Consider the following 20,884-nt stretch of genomic DNA (forward strand, 5'->3'; position numbering starts at 1 on the left):
CCATGGCACTCAGCATCGCCCAAGCCCACCAACGCCGCGCACGCGCGGCCATGGAGGCGGCAAAAACAGCACCGCAGCAATCCATGGCTGGTGCCACGGCCTACGAGCATCAGTTGAATCAGCTGCTGCAAGACCGCTTGCGCTTGAAGGCCATCCAGTCCAACGAAGGCAAGGCTGCGCTCAAGCTGCAGCTGCTGCCTGAGTACATCCCGTATGTCGAGGGCGTGCTCCAAGCTGGCAACGGCGCTCAGGACGACGTTATGACCACTGTCATGGTCTGGCGCGTCGATGTTGAGGACTACAGCGGCGCGCTGGACATCGCCGACTACGTCCTCAAGCACAAGCTGATCATGCCGGACCGCTTCGAGCGCACCACCGGTTGCCTGGTCGCGGAAGAAATCGCTACAGCCGCGCTGAAAGCGCAGAAGGCCAACGGCAGTTTCGACTTAGCGATCCTGCACCGCACGGTTGAACTGACCGAAGCCGAGGACATGCCCGACCAAGCCCGCGCCAAGCTGTTCCTGGCAACTGGCCGCGCCACCTTGCACGGCATCAGCGCCGAAGAGCCTGGTCAGCCTGGACACATTCAGGCCGGTATCGACCTGCTCAAGCGCGCCATCGAGCTACACGACGGCTGCGGCGGTAAGAAAGATTTGGACGGCGCCGAACGCCTCCTGAAAAAACACGCTGCCACTGGCAGCTAACCGAGCGTCCCCACGCACCCCGCCGGCTCGGGGCGGATCGGCCAGGCCGCTCCTCCTGAACGTGAAGCCCCGACCACCGGCGACCTATTTTCGAGTGCAGTCTCATGAGCGCATTTGTTGCCAGCGGCACCGTCGCCAGCGGCCACATAAACACCGACCCGTTCTGGCCGTCGATTGATCTGGACAACCTGCGCGCCACTCTGCGCATCGACTCCAGTGTCACCCCGGCCCGCCTGGAAACCGCCGTGATCGCCGCAGCCATCAACCTCAACCGCGAACTGAGTGACTGGCGCACTGCTCAACAGGCGGCTGGCTACGCCACACTGGCAGACGTCCCAGGTGATCGGATCAAGGACGTATCGGTAAAGGCCCACCTCTATCGTCGTGCCATCGAAGCCGGTACCGGTGCCGAGGTGTGCGAGCGTTACCGCGACTACAGCGCCACCAACTCCGGCAATGCCAAGGCCGAAGAGACTGCACCCACCATCGACGACTACCGCCGCGACCTGCGCTGGGCAGTCCGTGATTTTCTCGAAAAAAACCGCACCACTGTGGAGCTGATCTGATGCCAGTCACCATCCGCGCCAATCAAAACGAGACCGTCGACGCGCTGTGCTGGCGGTATTACGGCCGAACCGCGGGCGTCACCGAAGCGGTGCTACAGGCGAACCCCGGATTGGCTGATCACGGCCCCATCTTGCCGCACGGCCTCCCCGTCAACATGCCCGAAGCCCAGACCAGCGCGCCCCAGCGGCAGATGGTGAACCTATGGGACTGATCCCCTGCAACCAAGGAAACCCACACCATGGCTGATCCGACTTCCAGCGCCGTGACCGGCCTGCTTATGGGCCTGGGCCTGGCAACCGTGACGCCGATTATCGACGGCGAGGCGCTGTTTGGCGCAATCCTCGGCGCATGGCTGGTGACCAGCACCAAGCATGACCTCAAGGTCTGGCAGCGGCTGGGCTCGCTGTTTCTGTCGGCCGGCGTGGGCTATCTGTTCGCGCCGATGGCCCTGCAAGCCCTCCCGTTCATCACCCGCGGCGGCGGTGCATTTGTCTGCGCCTTGGTGGTCATCCCGATCAGCATCAAGCTGATGGTGTGGGTGGAAAAAGCGGACATCTGGGACATCTGGCGTCGCATCCGAGGGGGCAGCTGACATGCCAAACATCGAACTGGCCGTGCAACTGATCACGGCAATCGCCTACTTGCTGAGCGCCTTCCGGTTGGCCTGCTACACCCGAGGCGCATCCCGGTACCGGCGCAGCATCTCACTACTCGCCAGCCTGTTCGGCTCCGCGCTGTGCATCTGCGGTCTGGAAATTCTGCTGTACCGCCAGCCCACCAGCCTCTGGCAAGCCGTCTCCATCGTATTGCTCTGCACCCTGATTTTCCGTTCACGCGGCAACGTCGCCGCCCTGCTGAGGCCCAGCGCATGACCACCACCCTTCGCCATGGCGACCGCTCGCAGGCGGTGCTTATCCTGCAAAAGAACCTCAACAGACACGGCACCAAACTGGTGCCCGACGGCCACTATGGTGACGCTACAGAGACGGCCGTCCGTGCGTACCAGGTGAAAGTTGGTCTGGTAGCCGATGGCGTTGCCGGAACCAAGACCCAGGCCAGCCTGGCCGGCGGTGACTGCGCCCAGTTGCTTCGCAACAGCGACCTCGTCGTCGCAGCCGAACGCCTGGACGTGCCGCTGGCAAGCATCTACGCGGTCAACGAGGTCGAGTCCAAGGGCAAAGGCTTCCTTGACAATGGCAAGCCGGTCATCCTGTTCGAACGGCACGTTATGTACCGCCAGCTCGCCAAGGTTCGACACACGGGCGATGACCCCGCAGAGATCAAGCGCCATGCCGACGAACTCGCCGCGACCAACCCCGCCCTGGTCAACCCGAAGGCCGGTGGTTATATCGGCGGTACCGCCGAGCACCAACGCCTGGCCATGGCCCGCCTGATCGACGACACAGCCGCACTTGAATCCTCATCCTGGGGCGCTTTCCAGATCATGGGATATCACTGGGAGCGCCTTGGCTACGCGAGCGTACACGACTTCGTGGCAGCAATGAGTGTCGGCGAATCGCAGCAGTTCGACGCTTTCACGCGCTTCATTGAAACCGACCCGGTGCTGCACAAGGCGCTGAAAGCCCGCAAATGGGCCGAGTTTGCTCGGCTCTACAACGGGCCGGATTACCTGCGGAATCTTTACGACACCAAGCTGCAGCGCGCCTACGAGCGGCACGCTGGCTGTGAGTGCGGACAAGGGGTGGCGGCATGATTGACTTCGATGCAGTGAAGAAACTCCGCGTGCGGGACGGGGATCTGCTGGTGGTCCCGGAATCGACCGAACAAGACGACATGGTACGCCTGGCCGAGTGCATCCAGCTGATGAACAACGCCAGGGCCGTGATCGTACGCGGCCCGATCAAGCAACTCGACGCCGCAGCCATGAACAAACTCGGCTGGTACCGCGCGTGAGCCCCCTGCGCCAGGCCCTGTACGGCATTGCCCTGCTCGGTGCCCTGGCGCTGCTGATCTGGGGCCAGCAACAGCGCATTGACACCGCCCAAAGCCAAGCAGACCTGGCAAAGAGTGCAGCCAAGACGGCCCGCGAAGACGCCGACCGCAATCTGGCGACCGCCACCACGCTCACCGCCACCCTGAAGCAAGAGCGCGAAAACCAGTCAGCTCTGCGCGCCCAGCAGGATCAACTGCGCCAGGCCCTGGCAAAGCGCGCACGAACCATAGAGGAACTGAAACTTGAAAACGCCGAACTACGCAACTGGGCTATTCAGCCTCTGCCTGACGCTGCTCGCCGGCTGCGCGAGCGCCCCGCCCTCACCGGCGCCGCAGCTTACCGTGACTGGCTGTCCGGCCGTGGTGCCGTGCCAGCTGCCGGCGACAAGCCCAGCCAATAACGGCGACCTACTCACCGACGAAGACCGCGCCGAAGCCGCCTGGGCCGATTGCGCCGCCCAGGTCGACATGGTTTACAAACACCAGCGGGCCAACCCATGAACAAACCTGAGAGCCTCCGCGCTCACCTGCTGGCCACCGTTGCCGAGCTGCAGCACAACCCCGACCTGTTGCTGATCTTCATCGACAACGGCAAGGTCCGCTGCACCGCTGCGGCAACCCTTTCTTTTGAGTACAGCTACGATCTGCAGATCATCTTTACCGCCTTCGCGGGGCACCCTGACAGCGTGATGCTGCCCGTGCTGGGGTGGATCAGCATCAACCAACCGGAGCTGCTCGAAAACTACGAAAAAATGCAAACCGGTATTCAGTTCGAAGCCGACATTCTTGATAAAGACAAGGTAGATCTCGGCCTCACATTGCGCCTGACAGAGCGGGTGGTGGTAGGCACGGATGCTCAAGGCAACACGACCGTGAAGCATGCCGGCGAGCCGCAGCGAGTGGCGGGTTACCTCGATCCGAATTGGGTGCCAGGTTCCCAGGGCAACGCCAGCGAATGGGTAGTGCCTGATGACAAATAAGCTGGAAGCCCTGGAGACCTGGGCGTCCGGCCTGCTGGAGCAACTTCAGCCAGCCGCCCGCAATCAACTCGCCCGCTCCATCGGCCAGGAACTGCGGCGCAGCCAGCAAAAGCGGGTGTTGACACAACAAAACCCGGATGGCAGCAAGTTCGCGCCACGGAAAAAGCGAGACTTGCGCGGCAAGCAAGGCCGCATCCGGCGCAAGGTTGAGATGTTCAAAAAGCTGCGCACCGCGACTTATATGAAAGCCCGAGGCGACAGCAACGCCGTGACCGTGGGTTTCACCGGGCGGATCTCCCGCATCGCCAGGGTTCACCAGTTCGGATTGAAAGACCGCGCGGAACGCGGCGCGCCCGAAGTTCGCTACGAACAACGTGAAGTATTGGGCTTTACGGACGAAGACCTTGACTGGATCCGAGACACGCTGATAAATCATTTAAGCTCATAGCTGATACGCTCCTAAAAGCTCACCCGACATATAAGTGTTCGGCATCAATTTTATCTTTATAGACTTGATGCAGCGAAACCAGGTAGGCGAAACCTATCGGAGTAATCTCATAGCTAACCTTTATGTATTGCTCTTGTTTTTGAGCTGCGATATTTATAGTTTTTGTAGCAAACTCGATCTTACGCTTTGCAAGTCTTTGACTGACTAAAATATCACCCAACGAGTTTTCAAGGACATGCTCATTATGATAACCATGCATAAAAATATGAATATTTATAGTTTGCATATCATTCGTAAACCTAACCTGATCATCAAACTGCGGATAGCCAATTTCCTCTTTAACTAAACGCCGAAATATCCCACCTAGAATTTTAGATTTTTCTTCTGAGTCGGCCTTCTCAAGAACATCAAGCAAAACGTTAATAAATTCCTTCTTCTTCCCTTCCTTTTCAAGAGTCTCTGAAAAAGCCTCCCAATCTTCACTTGAAAAGCTACCAGCTGACTCAACAAAAGCCTCTACCTTCTTTTTAAATTTGCCCTCTTTGAATTGCAGATAGGTTTTTATAGTCGCCACCCCTGTCGATATCACAGGAATTTGCTTTAATACTTCACTTTCAACACATGAGTCCAATAACGTTTCCGCATAATCTGCCAGCGGTAGATTTTTAACTGCATCTTTCGCCCTTGCAATTTTCCCTTTCTTCTCGTCAGTCATACCTGCTCCTTTTGGGTGAGATAAACAATTGGTTTCGAGTATAGGTCTATACGTTATCTTCGTTGAGAAAATAGCCGACTTGTAAGAAGCATCACTACAACCCAGCGCGGCTGCGCTCACGCACGCGTGGCGCCACCATCGGCGCCATGAACGACTTAGCCGCCCTCGCCCGCCTGCTCGAAAACCTCATCCGCTTCGGCGTTATCGCCGCCGTGCAGATGGAGCCCCCGCGCGTGCAAGTAACAACCGGAAAGCTGACCACGGCCTGGCTTCCCTGGATCGCATTGCGCGCCGGAGCTGACCGCGAATGGGACCCGCCCACTATCGGCGAACAGGTGATCCTGCTCAGCCCATCGGGCCAGCTCGCCAACGGGATCGCCGTGACTGGCGTATTCAGTGACCTCGTCCCGGCCAACGGCAACCGCCCAGGCCTCCACCGTCGTACCTACTCCGACGGCACGGTGATCGAATACGACAGCGTGGCCCACCACCTCAACGCCACGTTGGCCGACGGCGGCACCACCGACTTGATCAGCACCGGCGGCATCAACCTGGTCGGCGACATCACGCACAAAGGCGACTACAACCAAACCGGCAATCACACCGTCACCGGTCGGGTTGACGTGTCGATTGACGTGGTTGCAGCAGGCGTCAGCTTGGTCACACACCCGCACGGCGGCGTCAAGGCCGGCGGCGACCAGTCGGGAGTGCCCATCCCATTATGAACCGACATACCGGCGGCGCCATCAGCGAGCGCGAGCACATCAGTCAGGCAATCACCGACATTCTCACCACCCGCATTGGCACGCGTGTAATGCGCCGCGAATACGGCAGCCTGGTGCCCGAGCTGGTGGATCACCCCTTCAACGACGTCAACCGTCTGCGCGTTTACGCCGCCACGGTCATGGCGCTTATGCGCTGGGAAACCCGCATCAGCCTGAGCCGCGTGCAGTTCGCGGGAGCGAAAATGCAGGGCCAGGCCTCGATTGATCTGGAGGGCACTGTGGTGGACACCAATGAGCCGCTGAGCCTCAGCGTGCCCCTGCAGCTGGGAGGCAGTGTATGAACAGTTTCGCTGCCATCGACCTCAGCCAACTGCCGCCGCCGCAGATCGTCGAGCAGATCGACTTCGAACAGATCCTGGCCGAGCGAAAGGCGTACATGATCAGCCTCTGGCCGGCCGACGAGCAGGCCCAGATAGCGGCACGCTTGGAGATAGAGTCGGAGCCGCTCACCAAGCTGCTGCAGGAAAACACCTACCGCGAGACCGTATGGCGTCAGCGAGTCAACGAAGCATCGCTTGCCAACCTGCTCGCCACCGCGCGTGGCACTGACCTGGAACAGCTGGCCGGCAACTTCAACGTCAAGCGCCTCGTGATTCAGCAAGGCAAAGCCAATGCCGTGCCGCCTATCCCTACGTTGATGGAGAGCGACGACAGCCTGCGCGAACGTGCGCAGATGGCTTGGGAAGGGTTGAGCACTGCCGGCCCGCGCAACAGCTACATCTTCCACGCCAGAGCAGCGGACGGTCGCGTAGCCGACGCCACAGCCGAAAGCCCCTCGCCTGCCGTCGCCGTGGTCACGGTTCAGTCATTGCTGGGCGATGGCACAGCGCCCCCCGAGCTGCTTGCCGTCGTCAACGCTTACCTGAGCGACGATGACCGCCGGCCGGTGGCTGACCGTCTCACCGTCCAGGGCGCGCAGATCCTGAATTACCAGGTCAAGGCCAAGCTCTATTTGCTGTCGAGCGGTCCAGAGTCGGAACCTATCCTGGCTGCCGCACACCAGCGCCTGCTGGCCTACGTTCATCAACGGCGCCGCTTGGGCATGGAGGTCTCGGAGTCGGCCTTACACGCCGCTCTCCACGTCGAAGGCGTGCGCAAAGTCGAGCTGGAGGGCTGGGTAGATATTGTCGCGACCAAAGCTCAAGCCCCCTACTGCACCGGCATCACATTGAGCCGAGGCATTGAGTAATGGGCGTGCAGCAGCTGTTACCGGGAAACGCGACGTCGCTTGAGCGTCAGGCGGCTCAGGCGCTCGCACAGATCCAGCGTGTACCTATCCCTTTGCGACAGCTCTGCAATCCGAACACCTGCCCCGTCGACCTGCTGCCCTATTTGGCTTGGGCTTTCTCTGTTGACCGTTGGGACAGCAGATGGACTGAAGCCGCGAAACGCGCGGCGATCCGTTCATCCCACTACATCCATTCGCGCAAAGGCACCATCGGCGCTCTGCGTCGCGTCGTGGAACCGCTCGGTTACTTGATTGAAGTCCTGGAGTGGTGGCAAACCACTCCAGAAGGCGTACCCGGCACTTTCGCCTTGAAGGTCGGCGTGTTGGAAACCGGAATCACCGAAGAGATGTACCTGGAATTGACTTGGCTGATCGACGACGCCAAGCCACTCACCCGTCATCTGACCGGCCTGGCCATCAGCCTCGAAACAACCGGGGGCATGAACATTTTCGCCAGTACCTACGACGGCGATGAGATCGACATCTACCCCCCAGTCTTTCGCGACATCGTCACCACGGGCGTTATCGGCGCACCTGGGCGCGAACACACCATCGACACCCTCGACATCTATCCGCCGATACCAGGCGCTATTGGCCTTGCGTGCTACATCGGCGTCGCGGGTCGTGAACATTCCATCGACACACTGGATATCTACCCATGATCGATCCATTCAACGCTCAGTTTTTTGCGATCCTCACCGTTATCGGTGAAGCCAAGCAGGCCAATGCGGACGCGCTCGGCATCCCCTGGAAACTCACCGAAATGGGTGTCGGTGACGCAAACGAAACCAGCCCAATACCCGACCGCAATCAAAAAAAGCTGATCAACGAGCGTCGCCGCCGGCCGCTGAACAGGCTGATGATTGACCCGGCCAACAAAAATATTCTGATCGCTGAACAGATCATCCCGGCAGAAGAAGGCGGTTGGTGGATCAATGAAATCGGACTCTACGACGCTGACGGCGACCTGGTCGCCGTGGCGAACTGCGCGCCTACCTACAAATCCCTGATGTCCCAAGGCTCCGGTCGGACGCAGGTGATACGTATGAATTTCATCGTATCCAGCGCGGCGAATGTGGTGCTGATGATCGATCCGGCGGTGGTGCTTGCCACACGCAAGTTCGTGACGGACTCCATCACTGACGCCATCAATCAGCAGGATGTGAAGCAGTCGGTGCTGGTAGCGACCACTGGCCCAGTAGTCCTGGCCGGTGCGCAAACCATTGACGGCGTGGCAGTCCCGGTAGGTTCGCGGGTACTGGTGAAGGACCAGGCCCAGGGCAAAGACAATGGCTTGTACCTCACCACCGCCGAAATCTGGACCCGTACAGCGGATGCCGATATCGGCGCGGAGGTGACACCTGGTTTGTTGGTTCACGTTGAGCGCGGCGCAGCAAATGGCGACACGCTCTGGCACCTGGTCACTGACGCGCCCATCGTCCTGGGCACGACGCCTCTAACGTTCCAGTGGGCAGGAGGGCAGAACGCGCCAACTCCGCCGGTTAATGACCGCTCTAAACGGGTAACCAACACCGAGGCAGTGCGAAACCAAATCGAGAGCGCGCTCCAGCAGTACCCGGTGCACGTCTTCCGCAAGAACCGGCTGATCAATGGCGCGTTCCAGATTTGGCAGCGAGGCAAGTCAGGCGTCGTTGGAAAAGCCAACGGTGATCCCGAAAGCTTGTTCGGCCCGGACCGCTGGATGATTTACAGTCCAAAGAACGCCACCTGTAATTGGAGCCAACTGCCGCTCGAGCAGGACGCCAATATCAACGAAGCAAAGTTTGCCCTGAGACTCTCGCGGCAAGGTGAAGGCAATGGCTGGAATCTCAGTCAGCGCATCGAGAACGTCGAAACATTGGCCGGCGGGAAGGTCACCGTCTCGTTTTATATGAAAACCAGCGTTCCACATACGTGTGCGGTGATTCTTCGCCAGAACTTCGGGGTCAACTCAACCGAGCCGAACGTCGATGTCGGCACATCGGTGGAGTTGACGACGGTATACAAAAAATACGTCGTTACCCTCGACCTGGGCGGCGTTGTGAACAAGAACAAGGGCGTCGCGAACGACTTCCTGGAAGTTATCTTGGCCAGCGGAGGAACCGGTGCCTACTACACGGACATTACCAACGTCCAGATCGAGTCCGGCAGCGTGGCGACGCCTTACGATTACAGGACGCATCAGGAGGAGTACCGCGCATGCCTGCGCTACTTCGAAAAGTCTTTCCTGCAGGATCACCCGTTGAAATCCAACAACGGCCCGGGGACCTGTATTGCCACCTTCACGCAATCCGCAGCAGCACAGGCCTCGCAGTCAGCCCTGCGTATGGACTTCCGAGAAGTGAAGCGCGTTGTTCCTACGCTGAAGCTGTTTTCACCTGGTGAAAGCTCGTCGGAGATCTGGGCACAGTCGGCCGTAAAACCCTGCACTCTGACGAATATCCAAAGCTTGTGGTCGACAGGCTTTTCGCTTTCATGCCTACCACCGGCAGGGTCTATCCCTGGCTATACCCTACAAATCGAGTGGACCGCCGACGCGGAACTTTGAGGTGACGACTATGAATGCAACCGTGTACAGATTCACCCCAGCCGGCGTCCGTCGAATGAGTGACCATGTGTTCATCCCGGAAGATATGGGCAACAAGGACTGGGTGGCGTACTTGGAGTGGGTAGCCGATGGTGGGCAAACATTGCCCAAGTCGACCGTTGAAGAAGCGGCCAATGAAGAGCGGCGATGGCGAGACCTGGAACTTCAAGGTGTCGCGTGGCTGCGTGAACGCCACCGGGATCAGGCCGAGCTGGGTTCAGACACAACGATCAGTGCCGACCAATACAGCGAACTGCTGACCTACATGCAGCAACTGCGCGACTGGCCCCAATCTGTCAGCTTTCCTGATGCCAGCAAGCGCCCAGTACCGCCAGACTGGATCAAGGACCAGGTTCAATAAAACTCCCCCTGTAAACGCGGCCCCTACAAGGTGCCGCGCTCGCCCAGCCGGCGCGCGCGCGGCAACCTCTGCACTGTCATTCCATCACAGCGCAGGCATAACCCATGGCCGATTATCTCCACGGCGTGCGGGTCATCGAACTCAACGACGGCACCCGCCCCATTCGCACTATTCCCACCGCAGTTATCGGCATGGTTTGCACGGCTGAAGATGCGGACCCACTCGTTTTCCCTCTGGACACGCCCGTCCTGCTCACCAACGTGCAGACCGCCGTCGGTAAAGCCGGCGTGAAGGGCACCCTGGCCGCGAGCCTGCAAGGCATCGCCGACCAGACAAAGCCCTACGTCATCGTGGTGCGGGTCAAGGAAGGCGCCGACGAAGCGGCCACCACCAGCGCCCTGATCGGCGGCACTACCCCGACCGGCCAGTATACCGGCATGAAAGCTCTGCTCGCCGCCAAGTCCCGCGTGGGCATGGCACCGCGCATTCTCGGCGTGCCTGGCCTGGACAGTTTACCGGTGGCCACCGCCCTCGGTGCCATTGCCAAAGACCTTCGCGCGTTCGCCTACGTCAGCGCCTGGGGCTGCAAAACCAAGGAAGAGGTGGTCGCTTACCGCGCGAACTTCGGCGCCCGCGAAATGATGGTGATTTGGCCCGACTTCCAGAACTGGGACACCATCGCCAACAAGACCACCACCGCCTCAGCTGTGGCCCGTGCGCTTGGCCTGCGCGCCAAGATCGATCAGGAGACGGGCTGGCATAAAACCCTGTCCAACGTGGCCGTCAGCGGCGTGACCGGTATCAGCGCCGACGTGTTCTGGGATCTACAAAACCCGGCCACGGACGCCAACTACCTGAACAGCAACGACGTCACCACCCTGATCAACGCCAACGGCTTCCGCTTCTGGGGTAGTCGCACCTGCAGCGATGACCCGCTGTTCGCCTTCGAAAACTACACCCGCACCGCACAAATCATCGCCGACACCATGGGCGAAGCGCACATGTGGGCTATCGACAGGCCTATGCACGCCTCTCTGGTACGCGACCTGGTCGAAGGCGTGAACGCCAAGATGCGCGAGCTGAAGTCCCAGGGCTACTTGATCGGCGGCAGCTGCTGGTATCCCGACGACGTCAACACCAAGGACACCCTCAAGGCCGGCAAGCTCTGGGTTGATTACGACTACACCCCCGTGCCACCGCTTGAAGACCTCACCTTCCGCCAGCGAATCACCGACCGTTACCTGATCGACTTCGCCAAGGGCATCAACAGCTAAACCGGGCCTCCCCGCGAGGGGAGTTCACCCTGACCCCGTATCCCGGAGAACACCGCCATGGCAATGCCACGCAAGCTTAAAAACCTCAACCTGTTCAATGACGGCAACAGCTACCTCGGCTTGGTGAAGTCCCTCACCCTGCCCTCCCTCGGCCGCAAGATGGAAGCCTATCGCGGCGGTGGCATGAATGGCCCGGTCAAAGCTGACCTGGGCATGTCCGACGACGGCATCCAGTTCGAATGGAAGACCGGCGGCCTCGATCTGATCTCTCTGCGCCAGTTCGGCGCCGTCAGTGCTAACAGCGTAGCCCTGCGCTTCTCTGGCCCTTACCAGCAAGACGACACCAACGAAGTCAGCAACGTGGAAGTGGTCGTCCGTGGCCGCCACGAAACCATCGAGATGGGTGACGCCCAGCCCGGTGAGGACACCGAGCACTCCATGACCACCACCTGCAGCTACTACAAGCTGACCGTGGACGGCGAAGAAATCATCGAAATCGACCTGCTCAACTTCGTCGAGAAGGTCAACGGCGTGGACATGCTGGAGAAACACCGCACCGCCATGGGCATCTGACCCACCCCTCAATCGAGCCTCACCCTTTAATCACCAGGAGCAACTCCCATGAAGAACGAAACCACCGAACAGCCCGACGTGCAGCAACTGGCCGACAACAACACCGTCGACCTCGACACGCCAATCCGTCGCGGCACCACCAGCATTGACAGCATCACCCTGCGCAAGCCGAACTCCGGCGAGTTGCGCGGCGTGAGCCTGGTGGAGCTGCTGCAAATGGACGTCGGCAGTCTCATCAAGGTTCTGCCCCGCATCAGCTCGCCGAGCATCACCGCCGTGGAAGTCGCCGGCATGGACCCGGCCGACCTGCTGGCCTTGAGCAGCAAAATCTCTGGTTTTTTGTTGCAGAAGTCGGCGATGACGGATGCATCCCTCGTCGCGTAGAGGACGCCATGGCCGATCTGGCCGTGGTTTTTCACTGGGCACCGGCTGATATGGATCAGTTGGGCCTGCAAGACCTGATGGACTGGCGCGAGCGCGCCAGGGTGCGGAGTTCCAACGATGGGGAATGATCTGAGACTTCAGGTGCTGCTCAGCGCCATTGATAAGGCCACAGGTCCCCTGAACAAAATCACGGGCGGTAGTAAGGAAACCGCCCGTGCTCTCAAAGCCGCCCGTGACCGCCTGAAAGAACTCAACACCCAGCAACGCGACGTCGGCGCCTGGCGCGAACTGCAGGCGGCAACCCGCGCGACATCCGAGGCGCTCGCCGCCAACAACACCAAGGTAGGCGAACTCGCCCGCGAGACGGCCAAAGTCCGGCAGCAGCTCGCGCCGACCCAGGCGCTGTTCGACAAATCCCGACAGAAGGTTGACGCGCTCAAAACCAGCCAGACCGACCTCAAGCGCGAACTCACCGGGACACGCAATGCCCTGGGCTTGATGAGCGACGAACACCGCCAATCGGCCAGCCAGATCGTCGCGCTCAACGCCGTAATGCAAAAGGGCAATGCCCTGACCCGAGCGCAGCACGACGAATACACGCGCCTCACAGCCGCCCAGCGGGAGCGCAAAACGCAGCTGGACCAGCTCGCAGCCAAGGAAAAGACCCTGGCTGACCGGTTCACCCTGAACAACGCCCAGTTGCGCACCAGTCGTGCGGGCCATGCCAGTCTGCGCGACGAGATCCGCCGCCTGGAAACCCCGTTCAAGGACCAGCTCGCGCTGCTAAAACAGCACACCGCCGAGTCGAAACGCTTGGGCGAGCAGTACGGCCAGCAGCAAGTAAAACTCGGCAACCTCGGCGTGCAGCTTAAAAACGCCGGCATCAGCACCAATGCCCTGGGCGCACACGAGTTGAAGCTCAAGCGCGATATCGACACCGCCACCCAGGCCATGAAATTGCAGATGGACCACCTGGATGCGTTGAAGCGCAAGCAGGACAGCCTGGCTAAGGCCCGAGCCACCTACGATAAAACTCAGAGTTTGGCCGGCAGTATTGCTGTTTCTGGTGCCGCCGGGCTTGGCGCGGGCTACGCCGCCAGCCGCCCAGTCGTGTCGGCAATCAAAGCCTTTGCCCCGAATGAGGACTCTGCCACGCAGCTCAAGGTGTCGATGATGGACGACACCGGTAAGGTTTCCGCCGACTTCCAGAAGATCACGGACTTGGCCACCAAGCTTGGCGACCGGCTGCCAGGTACCACGGCCGACTTCCAGAACATGATGACGATGCTTCGACGGCAGGGCATCAGTGCCAAGAGCATCCTGGGCGGCACCGGGGAGGCAGCAGCATATCTCGGTGTGCAAATGAAAATGGAAGCCACTGAGGCGGCTGAGTTTGCCGCCAAAATGCAGGACGCCACGCGAACTACTGAAAAAGACATGATGGGGCTCATGGACACCATCCAGCGCGGTTTCTATGCCGGTATGGAACCAAGCAACATGATTCAAGGCTTCAGCAAAATCTCACCTGTCATGGATGTCATCAAGAAGTCGGGCATTGACGCGGCTAAAGAACTCGCACCACTGCTCATCATGATGGACCAGGCCAGCATGGACGGCAGCTCAGCGGGTAACGCTTTTCGTAAAATTTTTCAGGCAGGTTTGAATCAAGACAAAGTCGATAAAGCCAACAGCATCGCAGCAGGCGCAAATAAGGGCGTCTCTCTCAAATTCACGGATGACAAAGGCAACTTTGCTGGACTGGAGAACCTGTACGCGCAAGTCGAAAAGCTAAAGGTTCTGAACGATACCGATCGTACAGCCGTCATCAGTAAGCTCTTTGGCGACGACGCTGAAACAATGACCACCTTGAACACCATGATGAACAAGGGGCTGGCCGGCTATCAGGAAATTCAAGAAAAGCTGAGAGTCCAGGCCGATCTGCGTACCCGCGTCAACGAACAGCTCGGCACCCTCACCAACGTCATGGAAGCCGCTGAGGGTAGCTTCACCAACGCCATGGCTGAATTCGGTGCAGCAGTTGCCCCCGACTTGAAAGACCTGATCAATACAGCCGGTGAAATCGCAAACAGGATTGGCACCTGGGCACGGGAAAATCCGAAGCTGGCCGGGGGCTTGGTTAAAGTCGTCGCCGCCGTAGCAGCGGCGGCTCTGGTGTTCGGTACGTTGGCGTTGACCATGGCAAGCATGCTCGGCCCCTTCGCAGTACTGCGGTATGGCATGGCGTTGTTTGGCATTCGCTTGGGCAGCATCAAAGCTCAGTTGATCGGTACCCGTATTGCTGCCACAGGCGCCGGTACCGAGGTCGGCCGGATGGGCCGAATCTGGAAGACAGTCACAGCCAGTCGTGCCGCTGGCGGCATGATGAGCGTTATCCCTACGCTAGTCAGCTCCGCGCGGATTGCTGCGATCAGCGTATTGCCAATGCTCAGCGGCGCAATTAGCGCGGTAGGCGCAGCCATACTTGCTACACCGGTCGGGTGGCTGATCGCCGCTGTCGCGGGCCTGGTCGCCATTGCAGCGCTGATTTACAAATACTGGAAACCGATTAAAGGATTCTTCCTCGGCTTCTGGCAGGGACTCACTGAAGCCCTGCAGCCGGTCCTTGCCGGGTTTGGTAAGTTCGGCGGGCTGCTGATCAGCCTGGCGAAAGCCGCCTACTCCATCCCGATTATCGGTTTCGCGTTGCGCCTGCTTGGCAGCATTGTCCGCCCGTTGTTCAGCATGATCTCCTCCGGCATCAGTGGAGTGATCGGTTGGTTCACTGACCTGCTGAAACCGGTCGAAGACGTCGGCGGTGCAGCACAGTCGATGGGCCAGCGATTTGGCGCGGCCATTGGCAACATGCTCATGACCCTGCTGCAGAGCATCGGCTCTATCGCAACCGGCGCAGTCAACGTGTGGACCACCATCAAAGCCAGCTTTGACCAGGGCCTCGCCGGCATCCTGCAATTGATCACCAACTTTAGTCCGCTTGGCTTGTTCTACCAGGCGTTCGCCGGGGTGATGAATTACTTCGGCGTAGAGCTGCCGGGGAAATTCACCGAGTTCGGCGGCATGATCGTCAACGGTCTGGTCAATGGCCTGACCGCAGGGCTCGGCGCTGTGAAGGGCGCTATCAGCTCCATCGGTGACTCCAGCATCGGTTGGTTCAAGGAAAAACTAGGCATCCACAGCCCGTCCCGCGTGTTTGCGGAACTGGGCGGCTTCACCATGGAAGGGCTGACAAAAGGCCTGGAGGGTGGACAGAAAGGGCCGCTCAACGCCTTGTCGAGCATGAGCAAACAACTGACCGCCGCCGGCACTCTGGCGCTAAGCGCAACAGCCATGCCGGCGCTGGCTGTCGATGATCGCCCACCGATCAGCAGCGCGGGCACTTCGACGGTTTACGACAGTCACGACACCTACCAAATCACTATCGCTGCTGCGCCTGGCATGGACATGCAAGCCATGGAGAAAAGCCTGCGCGGCATGCTCAACAAGATTGAAAACGAGAAACGCGCCCGTCAGCGCAGCAAGTTATCGGACCGGGATTAATCACCATGATGCTCAGCCTCGGCATGTTCGTGTTCAGCCTATCGACCCTCGCTTACCAGGAACTGCAGCGCCAAACCAATTGGCGCCATGCCAGCAACAGCCGCGTCGGTGCACCGCCCGCGCTGCAATTTGTCGGCCGTGGTGACGACACCATTACCCTCCCCGGCATCATCCTGCCCGAGCTGGCCGGCAGCGTGCTCAGCCTGGACGCCTTGCGGTTGATGGCGAACACCGGCAAGGCCTGGCCGATGGTCGAGGGCACCGGCCGGATTTACGGGTTGTGGGTGATCGAGAGCCTGAGCGAGACCAAAACCGTGTTCTTCAGAGACGGCACGCCACAGCGCATCGAGTTCACCCTTACGCTCAAGCGTACCGATGACGACCGCATCGACCTGCTCGGCGCAGCTACCAGCACCGGGCTCAATATTCTGCGGGGGCTGCTGTGATAGAGGCCGCGCTGTCCAAAGTCACCGGTTACCTCGTGGATACGGCGGAACGCTTCGTCCGGGATGCCGCCTATCCTGTTCCGGCCTTCCGTCTCACGGTGGACGGCAACGATATCGCCATGAAGGTGAGCCCGCGGCTGATGAACCTGGATCTAACCGACAACCGTGGCGTCGAGGCCGACCAGCTCACGATCACATTGAGCGACCATGACGGCATGCTGTCGATACCGCCAAAGGGCGCAGTACTTCGCTTGTGGTTGGGCTGGAGCGACACCGGCCTGGTGGACAAGGGCACCTACACCGTCGACGAGACAGAGCACAGCGGCGCGCCAGATGTGCTCAGCATCCGCGCTCGATCAGCAGACCTGCGCAAAGGGCTGAAGACCAAGCGCGAGCGGAGCTGGAGCAACACCACGCTGGGCAAAGTCATCGGCGATATCGCCATGGGAAACAACCTCACCTCGACCGTGGCCGGCGCGCTCGGGGCGTTGCCGATCCTACAGCTTGACCAGGCCAACGAATCGGACGCCAACCTGATCACGCGCCTGGGCGAAGAATTCGATGCGGTGGCCAGCGTGAAGGCAGGGTGTTTGCTGTGCATCCCTGCAGGCGGCGGCAAGACCGCCAGTGGGCTTCCCCTGCCCCACATTACCCTCACACGCGCCGACGGCGATCAACACCGCTACCTGCAGGCGGATCGCGACAGCTACGACGGCGTGCGCGCGTATTTCTACGACGTGCACAGCGCCAGGAAACAGGAGGCGATTGCCGGCGGCGGCGACAACCTCAAAGACCTGCGTCATACCTACAGCGACCAGCAGTCAGCGCTGAGGGCTGCAAGGGCCGAGTTTCGACGCCTGCAACGCGGCAGTGCCACGCTCAGCTACACGCTCGCGATGGGCCGGCCGGATCTGATCCCCGAACTGACCTATACGCTCCAGGGCGTTAAAGCAGAAATCGACGAGATCATCTGGTACGGCGGCAACGTGCAGCACAACCTGAGCCCGGATGGCGGCTATACCGTCAGCTTGGAGCTGGAGAGCAAGTTGCCGGAGGACAACGTGGAAGATCTGGCAGAAGAGAATAAGGGTGATTACACGGGGATAATCGCTTACTACCGCGACCAGAAAACCGGGAAGGAAAAGACGGTTACAGCGGGGGATCAGACGAAGCCGAGGCGGTTGCGTTGGCTGTATGCGAGCGAAAAGACAGCCAAACGAGCGGTAGATCGGGAATGGAAAAAAGCTCAAGCCGATGAGCGTGTATAAACCCCGGAACTTGTCCGGGGCCCGCTAGCTAGTTATTCAGGTGCTTGGGCGAATACCTCCAACAGCCGCAGCACATCTTTCTGCCGTTGATGACTGATCGCTCTGAACATCGCCAGCAACATCACCTCCCGTTCGCTAAGGCCGTTCGCATCTACGACTGACACTTGCTTTTCCAATACACCGCTGTTCTCCATCATGCGAATACTCCTTTCACACTTAACGGAGGACTCGGTGCCTACATAGCACCGGTAAAGTCCCCCAGGGAACAGCTAATTTCCATCACGTTTTGCTGTGTCATCGGGCGGCGGACAAAAAATATGTGTTTCGTTACGTCACTGAACCGGCTTGAACGGAGGGAGCGTCATATACACACCGTTCTCTCCCCAGCCTTGCAAGTTGCCCTTGGCATCGACTACGTAATGTTCATCAAAGCCGCTTTCAGGATCGTCGAGGCGCAACCCGCCATCTGGCAGTTTTTTGCCAACGTAGTGTTCTGTATTTTTCCCACCGCTGGGGAAGACAGCGTCGATCAGATATTTGTCACCCTGCTTGTACAACACCATCACATGACCCAGCGCGCCGTCACGCAGCCAACTACCTATGCGGTCCGTGTAGGCCATGAGATCTAGCGCTTTCAACGTCTCGTAGTCTTCCACACTAAGGCCATACAGTGAGGTCTTGACGTCTGGATCAAAACTCACGTTAGCCCAGTAAGTACTCTCCGATTGCCCTTCGACACGGAAGCCAATGAAGGTTCTGTCAGCCTTGATTTTCGTATTGGCACGAATGGCTTCAGCTACTTCAACCAGGTCTGCTTGATTTAATCGCTTTGGAAGCATGACCTCGACTTTACGTGGTCTACCTTCCCGAAAATCATCTTTGGTGATTGAGTAGGTGGGTGGCGAAACAGTAGTTGGGGCGGCTTGCTTCGCCGTCTTTTCAGAAGGGCTTTTATTACTCGCTATCGAACACATCGAAACGACCACAGCGATAATAAGTAGCAATGTCGCCAGACGAAATACTTTCTGACCCGTACTCAGTCCGGGGTTATTGGTGCCACAGTTGGGACAGGTTTTTGCGGTGGTATCCACAGTATGTTTACAAGTCTTACAGGGCCTCAGCGCCATTCCTCTACTCCTTCAACGTCCATGAAAAAACCGACCTTCTTGGTCGGCGTAAAAAGTCCTCGGCTTCGTTTGATTATCTATTAGTCGCAGTCTCCCTTGTCCTCTATACCTGCTGCGTTCGCAAAAGCCGAAACCATGCGAAACAGGACTTCACGGTCGGCCTCTCTGACGCGCTGATACGCCTTCAAAAACTCCGCAACCTCCGCGCTAATGCTGTCTGTTGGCACAGGTTTCCGCTCACCAGTCACCAGGTACAGGATATCGACCCCCAACGATGCTGCCTGGGCTAAATAGGCCGTATCGGGGTTCCTATCACCCTTCTCATATGCAAGCTGAGTATTTTTGGTTACTCCGCATTTTTCCGCCAACACAGTCTGGTTCACACCAATCCGTTGGCGTTCTTCTTTCAGGCGCTCGCCCATAGTCATAAAAGTTGTACCTTAGGCGTTGACAATCCCAATATTCAGGGACAAAATCACCACATCATCACGCGAAATCACACGAATCCGAACTATGCACGCCACCTACGCACCCGAGCAAGCATGCCAGGCCGCTAGAACACGTCTGGAACTGAGGGGCATGTCCGTCAAGGACTTTGCCGTTCAGTACGGCCTTCATCCCTCAACTGTCTATGCCGTCCTGAACGGGCAAAAGAAATGCCTGCGCGGTGAGGCCCATCGCGCAGCTGTTTTGCTTGGCATCAAGAAAGACGGCGTGATTACAAATTAGGGCCTCTGGCTCCAAGGGGAAACCAGAAGATGAAACGCCCAGTTCTAGCGACCAAGCGCCAGGTAATGAGCGCAGTGATCAACGACTACGAAGGTGGCCGTGAATGCGCTGCAGCCCGCCTTGGATACGAACTCAAGAAGTTCGATAACCACATCTACGAAAACGCCGGCAGTCGGCCCCTGAGCGATGAACAGATCCATCTGTTAGAGCAGGACATGGGCACCACCTACCTGCCGGAATACATCGCGGCGATGTACGGCGGCATGTTCGTCCCCCTCGCCAAGCCTGAAACACTGGACAACGTGGACCTCTACAACCGTTCAGTGCGTGCTGCAGCCAAGCGTGGTGTGGTCGACCAGATCATTGCGAAGGCACTGGACGACGGCGTCATCGAGCGGGACGAAGCCGAGGCGATTTTGCGCGCTCACAGCCACTACATGGCGGCTCGTCACTCCGAAGTCCTGGCAACGATTCTGCTGCACAGCCGGGGGCCAAAGCATTGAGCACCTACAAGCTGGTCTGTCCCTGCTGCGGCAGCTCGATGCGCATTCGTACCTCCGAAGGGCAGACGCCTTGCTTCCGTTCAATGTATTCGGAATGCACCAACCTGCTGTGCGGCGCCACGTTTTCCGGCTCTTTGGTTTGGGAATACCAGCTGAGCCCATCAGGCATCGAGCGCCCCCTTACCGTTCTGCCCATGGCGCCCACCAAAGTGCGCCTCCTTGCTCGACAGAACCTCACGGCAAAGACCGATCAACCCGATTTGCTGGATCAACTGGAAATGGAGGCCGCACCTGTATGAACACCATCGCACTGACTACCAACCCCGCAAGCGATTACCGTGCCGCGATGCAACAAGCGGCCGTGGCCTATCTGTACCGCCACCGTTGCGAGCATCTTGCCGGCGACAGTCAGCTTTTAGAGAACTGCACCCGGTACTTGACCCAGTCGCTTGAGGTACCCACGCACCTGGTGCAGCGCATCGCTGAACTGGCGGTGGCCGAGTTCGAAAGCATGACCTGCAAGCGTGTGGCCTGGCTGGGTATTCATCCCACCAGCGGCCCTTTCCGCCCGGTGATCTTGCTGCTCGACAACTGCACCCAGCAGCGACATCCCGTTTCAGCACGCTTGCTCCCCACACGCCTGCTGCTGACTCGCAACCTCCCGCACTAATCCAAAACCCTCCCTGTTAGATGCCCG

At 59.2% G+C, this 20,884-nt stretch carries 31 protein-coding genes and 1 pseudogene; 28 read left to right on the plus strand and 4 right to left on the minus strand.

Annotated elements, in window-relative coordinates:
- Positions 1-2: 2 nt before the first annotated feature.
- The 11 genes and pseudogenes from APH41_RS15015 (at position 3) to APH41_RS15060 (ending at position 4,652) form a co-directional block, all read left to right on the plus strand.
- On the plus strand, positions 3-704 hold the full coding sequence (locus APH41_RS15015; protein WP_054919860.1) for a terminase endonuclease subunit: 702 nt from the start codon (positions 3-5) through the stop codon (positions 702-704).
- A 104-nt stretch (positions 705-808) separates the two neighbouring features.
- Positions 809-1,270: a head completion/stabilization protein gene (locus APH41_RS15020; RefSeq protein WP_054919862.1), complete on the plus strand. Its 462-nt coding sequence runs from the start codon at positions 809-811 to the stop codon at positions 1,268-1,270.
- Entirely contained in the window at positions 1,270-1,482 is a 213-nt protein-coding gene (locus APH41_RS15025) for a tail protein X (RefSeq protein WP_044483089.1), read from the plus strand. Before APH41_RS15020 ends, APH41_RS15025 begins: the two co-directional genes overlap by 1 nt.
- Before the next feature lie 27 nt (positions 1,483-1,509).
- The gene (locus tag APH41_RS15030) at positions 1,510-1,863 is read left to right on the plus strand and encodes a putative holin (RefSeq protein ID WP_054919865.1); all 354 of its coding nucleotides are present in this window, start codon (positions 1,510-1,512) and stop codon (positions 1,861-1,863) included.
- 1 nt (position 1,864) lies between these two features.
- The gene (locus tag APH41_RS15035) at positions 1,865-2,143 is read left to right on the plus strand and encodes a phage holin family protein (RefSeq protein WP_014717567.1); all 279 of its coding nucleotides are present in this window, start codon (positions 1,865-1,867) and stop codon (positions 2,141-2,143) included.
- The gene (locus APH41_RS15040; protein WP_054919867.1) at positions 2,140-2,985 is read left to right on the plus strand and encodes an N-acetylmuramidase family protein; all 846 of its coding nucleotides are present in this window, start codon (positions 2,140-2,142) and stop codon (positions 2,983-2,985) included. Before APH41_RS15035 ends, APH41_RS15040 begins: the two co-directional genes overlap by 4 nt.
- A complete protein-coding gene (locus APH41_RS15045) occupies positions 2,982-3,185 on the plus strand; it encodes a hypothetical protein (protein WP_054919869.1) in 204 nt (67 codons plus the stop codon). The genes APH41_RS15040 and APH41_RS15045 overlap by 4 nt, the downstream gene beginning before the upstream one ends.
- Positions 3,182-3,625: an Rz-like lysis system protein LysB gene (gene lysB / locus APH41_RS29410; RefSeq protein WP_054919872.1), complete on the plus strand. Its 444-nt coding sequence runs from the start codon at positions 3,182-3,184 to the stop codon at positions 3,623-3,625. The genes APH41_RS15045 and lysB overlap by 4 nt, the downstream gene beginning before the upstream one ends.
- Positions 3,540-3,725: pseudogene (lysC, locus tag APH41_RS29190) on the plus strand (Rz1-like lysis system protein LysC); the annotation flags it as partial. The gene lysB and the pseudogene lysC, both read left to right, overlap by 86 nt.
- Positions 3,722-4,204 (plus strand): phage tail protein, encoded by a 483-nt coding sequence (locus tag APH41_RS15055; RefSeq protein WP_054919873.1) that lies wholly within the window; start codon positions 3,722-3,724, stop codon positions 4,202-4,204. The pseudogene lysC and the gene APH41_RS15055, both read left to right, overlap by 4 nt.
- Positions 4,194-4,652, plus strand: a complete 459-nt coding sequence (locus APH41_RS15060; protein ID WP_054919876.1) for a phage virion morphogenesis protein — start codon at positions 4,194-4,196, stop codon at positions 4,650-4,652. The genes APH41_RS15055 and APH41_RS15060 overlap by 11 nt, the downstream gene beginning before the upstream one ends.
- Before the next feature lie 19 nt (positions 4,653-4,671).
- On the opposite strand, the gene APH41_RS15065 is transcribed toward APH41_RS15060, so the two are convergent.
- Positions 4,672-5,367, minus strand: a complete 696-nt coding sequence (locus tag APH41_RS15065) for a hypothetical protein (RefSeq protein WP_054919878.1) — start codon at positions 5,365-5,367, stop codon at positions 4,672-4,674.
- 146 nt (positions 5,368-5,513) lie between these two features.
- Between APH41_RS15065 and APH41_RS15070 the strand changes: the two genes are divergently transcribed.
- The 13 genes from APH41_RS15070 (at position 5,514) to APH41_RS15125 (ending at position 17,828) form a co-directional block, all read left to right on the plus strand.
- Positions 5,514-6,092: a phage baseplate assembly protein V gene (locus tag APH41_RS15070; RefSeq protein ID WP_054919881.1), complete on the plus strand. Its 579-nt coding sequence runs from the start codon at positions 5,514-5,516 to the stop codon at positions 6,090-6,092.
- A complete protein-coding gene (locus tag APH41_RS15075) occupies positions 6,089-6,433 on the plus strand; it encodes a GPW/gp25 family protein (RefSeq protein WP_054919883.1) in 345 nt (114 codons plus the stop codon). The genes APH41_RS15070 and APH41_RS15075 overlap by 4 nt, the downstream gene beginning before the upstream one ends.
- Complete coding sequence (locus tag APH41_RS15080; RefSeq protein ID WP_054919886.1) at positions 6,430-7,341, plus strand: baseplate assembly protein; 912 nt, start codon at positions 6,430-6,432, stop codon at positions 7,339-7,341. Before APH41_RS15075 ends, APH41_RS15080 begins: the two co-directional genes overlap by 4 nt.
- Complete coding sequence (locus APH41_RS15085) at positions 7,341-8,042, plus strand: phage tail protein I (protein ID WP_054919889.1); 702 nt, start codon at positions 7,341-7,343, stop codon at positions 8,040-8,042. Before APH41_RS15080 ends, APH41_RS15085 begins: the two co-directional genes overlap by 1 nt.
- Entirely contained in the window at positions 8,039-9,928 is a 1,890-nt protein-coding gene (locus APH41_RS15090; protein ID WP_054919891.1) for a phage tail protein, read from the plus strand. The genes APH41_RS15085 and APH41_RS15090 overlap by 4 nt, the downstream gene beginning before the upstream one ends.
- Before the next feature lie 55 nt (positions 9,929-9,983).
- Positions 9,984-10,328 (plus strand): phage tail assembly chaperone, encoded by a 345-nt coding sequence (locus APH41_RS15095; RefSeq protein WP_256220329.1) that lies wholly within the window; start codon positions 9,984-9,986, stop codon positions 10,326-10,328.
- Between the two features lie 104 nt (positions 10,329-10,432).
- Complete coding sequence (locus APH41_RS15100) at positions 10,433-11,602, plus strand: phage tail sheath protein (protein ID WP_054919893.1); 1,170 nt, start codon at positions 10,433-10,435, stop codon at positions 11,600-11,602.
- Positions 11,603-11,659: 57 nt separating this feature from the next.
- Entirely contained in the window at positions 11,660-12,175 is a 516-nt protein-coding gene (locus APH41_RS15105; protein WP_014717552.1) for a phage major tail tube protein, read from the plus strand.
- Positions 12,176-12,223: 48 nt separating this feature from the next.
- Positions 12,224-12,559: a phage tail assembly protein gene (locus APH41_RS15110; RefSeq protein ID WP_054919896.1), complete on the plus strand. Its 336-nt coding sequence runs from the start codon at positions 12,224-12,226 to the stop codon at positions 12,557-12,559.
- 8 nt (positions 12,560-12,567) lie between these two features.
- Complete coding sequence (locus APH41_RS28185; protein ID WP_082430453.1) at positions 12,568-12,687, plus strand: GpE family phage tail protein; 120 nt, start codon at positions 12,568-12,570, stop codon at positions 12,685-12,687.
- A complete protein-coding gene (locus APH41_RS15115) occupies positions 12,677-16,114 on the plus strand; it encodes a phage tail tape measure protein (RefSeq protein ID WP_054919898.1) in 3,438 nt (1,145 codons plus the stop codon). The genes APH41_RS28185 and APH41_RS15115 overlap by 11 nt, the downstream gene beginning before the upstream one ends.
- A gap of 5 nt (positions 16,115-16,119) precedes the next feature.
- On the plus strand, positions 16,120-16,560 hold the full coding sequence (locus APH41_RS15120; protein WP_054919900.1) for a phage tail protein: 441 nt from the start codon (positions 16,120-16,122) through the stop codon (positions 16,558-16,560).
- Positions 16,557-17,828 carry a phage late control D family protein gene (locus APH41_RS15125; protein ID WP_054919902.1) on the plus strand — a complete coding sequence of 424 codons (1,272 nt, stop codon included), beginning with the start codon at positions 16,557-16,559 and terminating at the stop codon, positions 17,826-17,828. The genes APH41_RS15120 and APH41_RS15125 overlap by 4 nt, the downstream gene beginning before the upstream one ends.
- A 32-nt stretch (positions 17,829-17,860) precedes the next feature.
- Here the strand turns inward: APH41_RS15125 and APH41_RS28840 are convergent, their stop codons facing one another.
- The 3 genes from APH41_RS28840 to APH41_RS15135 form a co-directional block, all read right to left on the minus strand.
- On the minus strand, positions 17,861-18,025 hold the full coding sequence (locus APH41_RS28840; RefSeq protein ID WP_156359058.1) for a hypothetical protein: 165 nt from the start codon (positions 18,023-18,025) through the stop codon (positions 17,861-17,863).
- Positions 18,026-18,160: 135 nt separating this feature from the next.
- A complete protein-coding gene (locus APH41_RS15130) occupies positions 18,161-18,955 on the minus strand; it encodes a hypothetical protein (protein WP_054919905.1) in 795 nt (264 codons plus the stop codon).
- A gap of 80 nt (positions 18,956-19,035) precedes the next feature.
- Complete coding sequence (locus tag APH41_RS15135; RefSeq protein WP_054919907.1) at positions 19,036-19,383, minus strand: helix-turn-helix domain-containing protein; 348 nt, start codon at positions 19,381-19,383, stop codon at positions 19,036-19,038.
- 85 nt (positions 19,384-19,468) lie between these two features.
- Between APH41_RS15135 and APH41_RS15140 the strand changes: the two genes are divergently transcribed.
- The 4 genes from APH41_RS15140 to APH41_RS15155 are packed head-to-tail and all read left to right on the plus strand — an operon-like array spanning position 19,469 to position 20,857.
- Complete coding sequence (locus APH41_RS15140) at positions 19,469-19,684, plus strand: DNA-binding protein (RefSeq protein WP_020302912.1); 216 nt, start codon at positions 19,469-19,471, stop codon at positions 19,682-19,684.
- A 29-nt stretch (positions 19,685-19,713) separates the two neighbouring features.
- Positions 19,714-20,187, plus strand: coding sequence for a YmfL family putative regulatory protein (locus tag APH41_RS15145; protein WP_014717543.1), 474 nt, complete (start codon positions 19,714-19,716; stop codon positions 20,185-20,187).
- Positions 20,184-20,486: an ogr/Delta-like zinc finger family protein gene (locus tag APH41_RS15150; protein ID WP_054919910.1), complete on the plus strand. Its 303-nt coding sequence runs from the start codon at positions 20,184-20,186 to the stop codon at positions 20,484-20,486. Before APH41_RS15145 ends, APH41_RS15150 begins: the two co-directional genes overlap by 4 nt.
- On the plus strand, positions 20,483-20,857 hold the full coding sequence (locus APH41_RS15155; RefSeq protein WP_054919913.1) for a hypothetical protein: 375 nt from the start codon (positions 20,483-20,485) through the stop codon (positions 20,855-20,857). The genes APH41_RS15150 and APH41_RS15155 overlap by 4 nt, the downstream gene beginning before the upstream one ends.
- The last annotated feature ends 27 nt before the right edge of the window (positions 20,858-20,884 follow it).

Source organism: Pseudomonas sp. NBRC 111138, from assembly GCF_001320835.1.
In the GTDB taxonomy this organism is placed as follows: domain Bacteria; phylum Pseudomonadota; class Gammaproteobacteria; order Pseudomonadales; family Pseudomonadaceae; genus Aquipseudomonas; species Aquipseudomonas paracarnis.

What these genes read in the sequence shown, in the direction of transcription:
- APH41_RS15015 (WP_054919860.1), top strand. Translation starts at nt 3, where the DNA reads ATGGCACTCAGCATCGCCCAAGCCCACCAACGCCGCGCACGCGCGGCC.
- APH41_RS15020 (WP_054919862.1), top strand. Translation starts at nt 809, where the DNA reads ATGAGCGCATTTGTTGCCAGCGGCACCGTCGCCAGCGGCCACATAAAC.
- APH41_RS15025 (WP_044483089.1), top strand. Translation starts at nt 1,270, where the DNA reads ATGCCAGTCACCATCCGCGCCAATCAAAACGAGACCGTCGACGCGCTG.
- APH41_RS15030 (WP_054919865.1), top strand. Translation starts at nt 1,510, where the DNA reads ATGGCTGATCCGACTTCCAGCGCCGTGACCGGCCTGCTTATGGGCCTG.
- APH41_RS15035 (WP_014717567.1), top strand. Translation starts at nt 1,865, where the DNA reads ATGCCAAACATCGAACTGGCCGTGCAACTGATCACGGCAATCGCCTAC.
- APH41_RS15040 (WP_054919867.1), top strand. Translation starts at nt 2,140, where the DNA reads ATGACCACCACCCTTCGCCATGGCGACCGCTCGCAGGCGGTGCTTATC.
- APH41_RS15045 (WP_054919869.1), top strand. Translation starts at nt 2,982, where the DNA reads ATGATTGACTTCGATGCAGTGAAGAAACTCCGCGTGCGGGACGGGGAT.
- APH41_RS15055 (WP_054919873.1), top strand. Translation starts at nt 3,722, where the DNA reads ATGAACAAACCTGAGAGCCTCCGCGCTCACCTGCTGGCCACCGTTGCC.
- APH41_RS15060 (WP_054919876.1), top strand. Translation starts at nt 4,194, where the DNA reads ATGACAAATAAGCTGGAAGCCCTGGAGACCTGGGCGTCCGGCCTGCTG.
- APH41_RS15065 (WP_054919878.1), bottom strand. Translation starts at nt 5,367, where the DNA reads ATGACTGACGAGAAGAAAGGGAAAATTGCAAGGGCGAAAGATGCAGTT.
- APH41_RS15070 (WP_054919881.1), top strand. Translation starts at nt 5,514, where the DNA reads ATGAACGACTTAGCCGCCCTCGCCCGCCTGCTCGAAAACCTCATCCGC.
- APH41_RS15075 (WP_054919883.1), top strand. Translation starts at nt 6,089, where the DNA reads ATGAACCGACATACCGGCGGCGCCATCAGCGAGCGCGAGCACATCAGT.
- APH41_RS15080 (WP_054919886.1), top strand. Translation starts at nt 6,430, where the DNA reads ATGAACAGTTTCGCTGCCATCGACCTCAGCCAACTGCCGCCGCCGCAG.
- APH41_RS15085 (WP_054919889.1), top strand. Translation starts at nt 7,341, where the DNA reads ATGGGCGTGCAGCAGCTGTTACCGGGAAACGCGACGTCGCTTGAGCGT.
- APH41_RS15090 (WP_054919891.1), top strand. Translation starts at nt 8,039, where the DNA reads ATGATCGATCCATTCAACGCTCAGTTTTTTGCGATCCTCACCGTTATC.
- APH41_RS15095 (WP_256220329.1), top strand. Translation starts at nt 9,984, where the DNA reads ATGAGTGACCATGTGTTCATCCCGGAAGATATGGGCAACAAGGACTGG.
- APH41_RS15100 (WP_054919893.1), top strand. Translation starts at nt 10,433, where the DNA reads ATGGCCGATTATCTCCACGGCGTGCGGGTCATCGAACTCAACGACGGC.
- APH41_RS15105 (WP_014717552.1), top strand. Translation starts at nt 11,660, where the DNA reads ATGGCAATGCCACGCAAGCTTAAAAACCTCAACCTGTTCAATGACGGC.
- APH41_RS15110 (WP_054919896.1), top strand. Translation starts at nt 12,224, where the DNA reads ATGAAGAACGAAACCACCGAACAGCCCGACGTGCAGCAACTGGCCGAC.
- APH41_RS28185 (WP_082430453.1), top strand. Translation starts at nt 12,568, where the DNA reads ATGGCCGATCTGGCCGTGGTTTTTCACTGGGCACCGGCTGATATGGAT.
- APH41_RS15115 (WP_054919898.1), top strand. Translation starts at nt 12,677, where the DNA reads ATGGGGAATGATCTGAGACTTCAGGTGCTGCTCAGCGCCATTGATAAG.
- APH41_RS15120 (WP_054919900.1), top strand. Translation starts at nt 16,120, where the DNA reads ATGATGCTCAGCCTCGGCATGTTCGTGTTCAGCCTATCGACCCTCGCT.
- APH41_RS28840 (WP_156359058.1), bottom strand. Translation starts at nt 18,025, where the DNA reads ATGATGGAGAACAGCGGTGTATTGGAAAAGCAAGTGTCAGTCGTAGAT.
- APH41_RS15130 (WP_054919905.1), bottom strand. Translation starts at nt 18,955, where the DNA reads ATGGCGCTGAGGCCCTGTAAGACTTGTAAACATACTGTGGATACCACC.
- APH41_RS15135 (WP_054919907.1), bottom strand. Translation starts at nt 19,383, where the DNA reads ATGACTATGGGCGAGCGCCTGAAAGAAGAACGCCAACGGATTGGTGTG.
- APH41_RS15140 (WP_020302912.1), top strand. Translation starts at nt 19,469, where the DNA reads ATGCACGCCACCTACGCACCCGAGCAAGCATGCCAGGCCGCTAGAACA.
- APH41_RS15145 (WP_014717543.1), top strand. Translation starts at nt 19,714, where the DNA reads ATGAAACGCCCAGTTCTAGCGACCAAGCGCCAGGTAATGAGCGCAGTG.
- APH41_RS15155 (WP_054919913.1), top strand. Translation starts at nt 20,483, where the DNA reads ATGAACACCATCGCACTGACTACCAACCCCGCAAGCGATTACCGTGCC.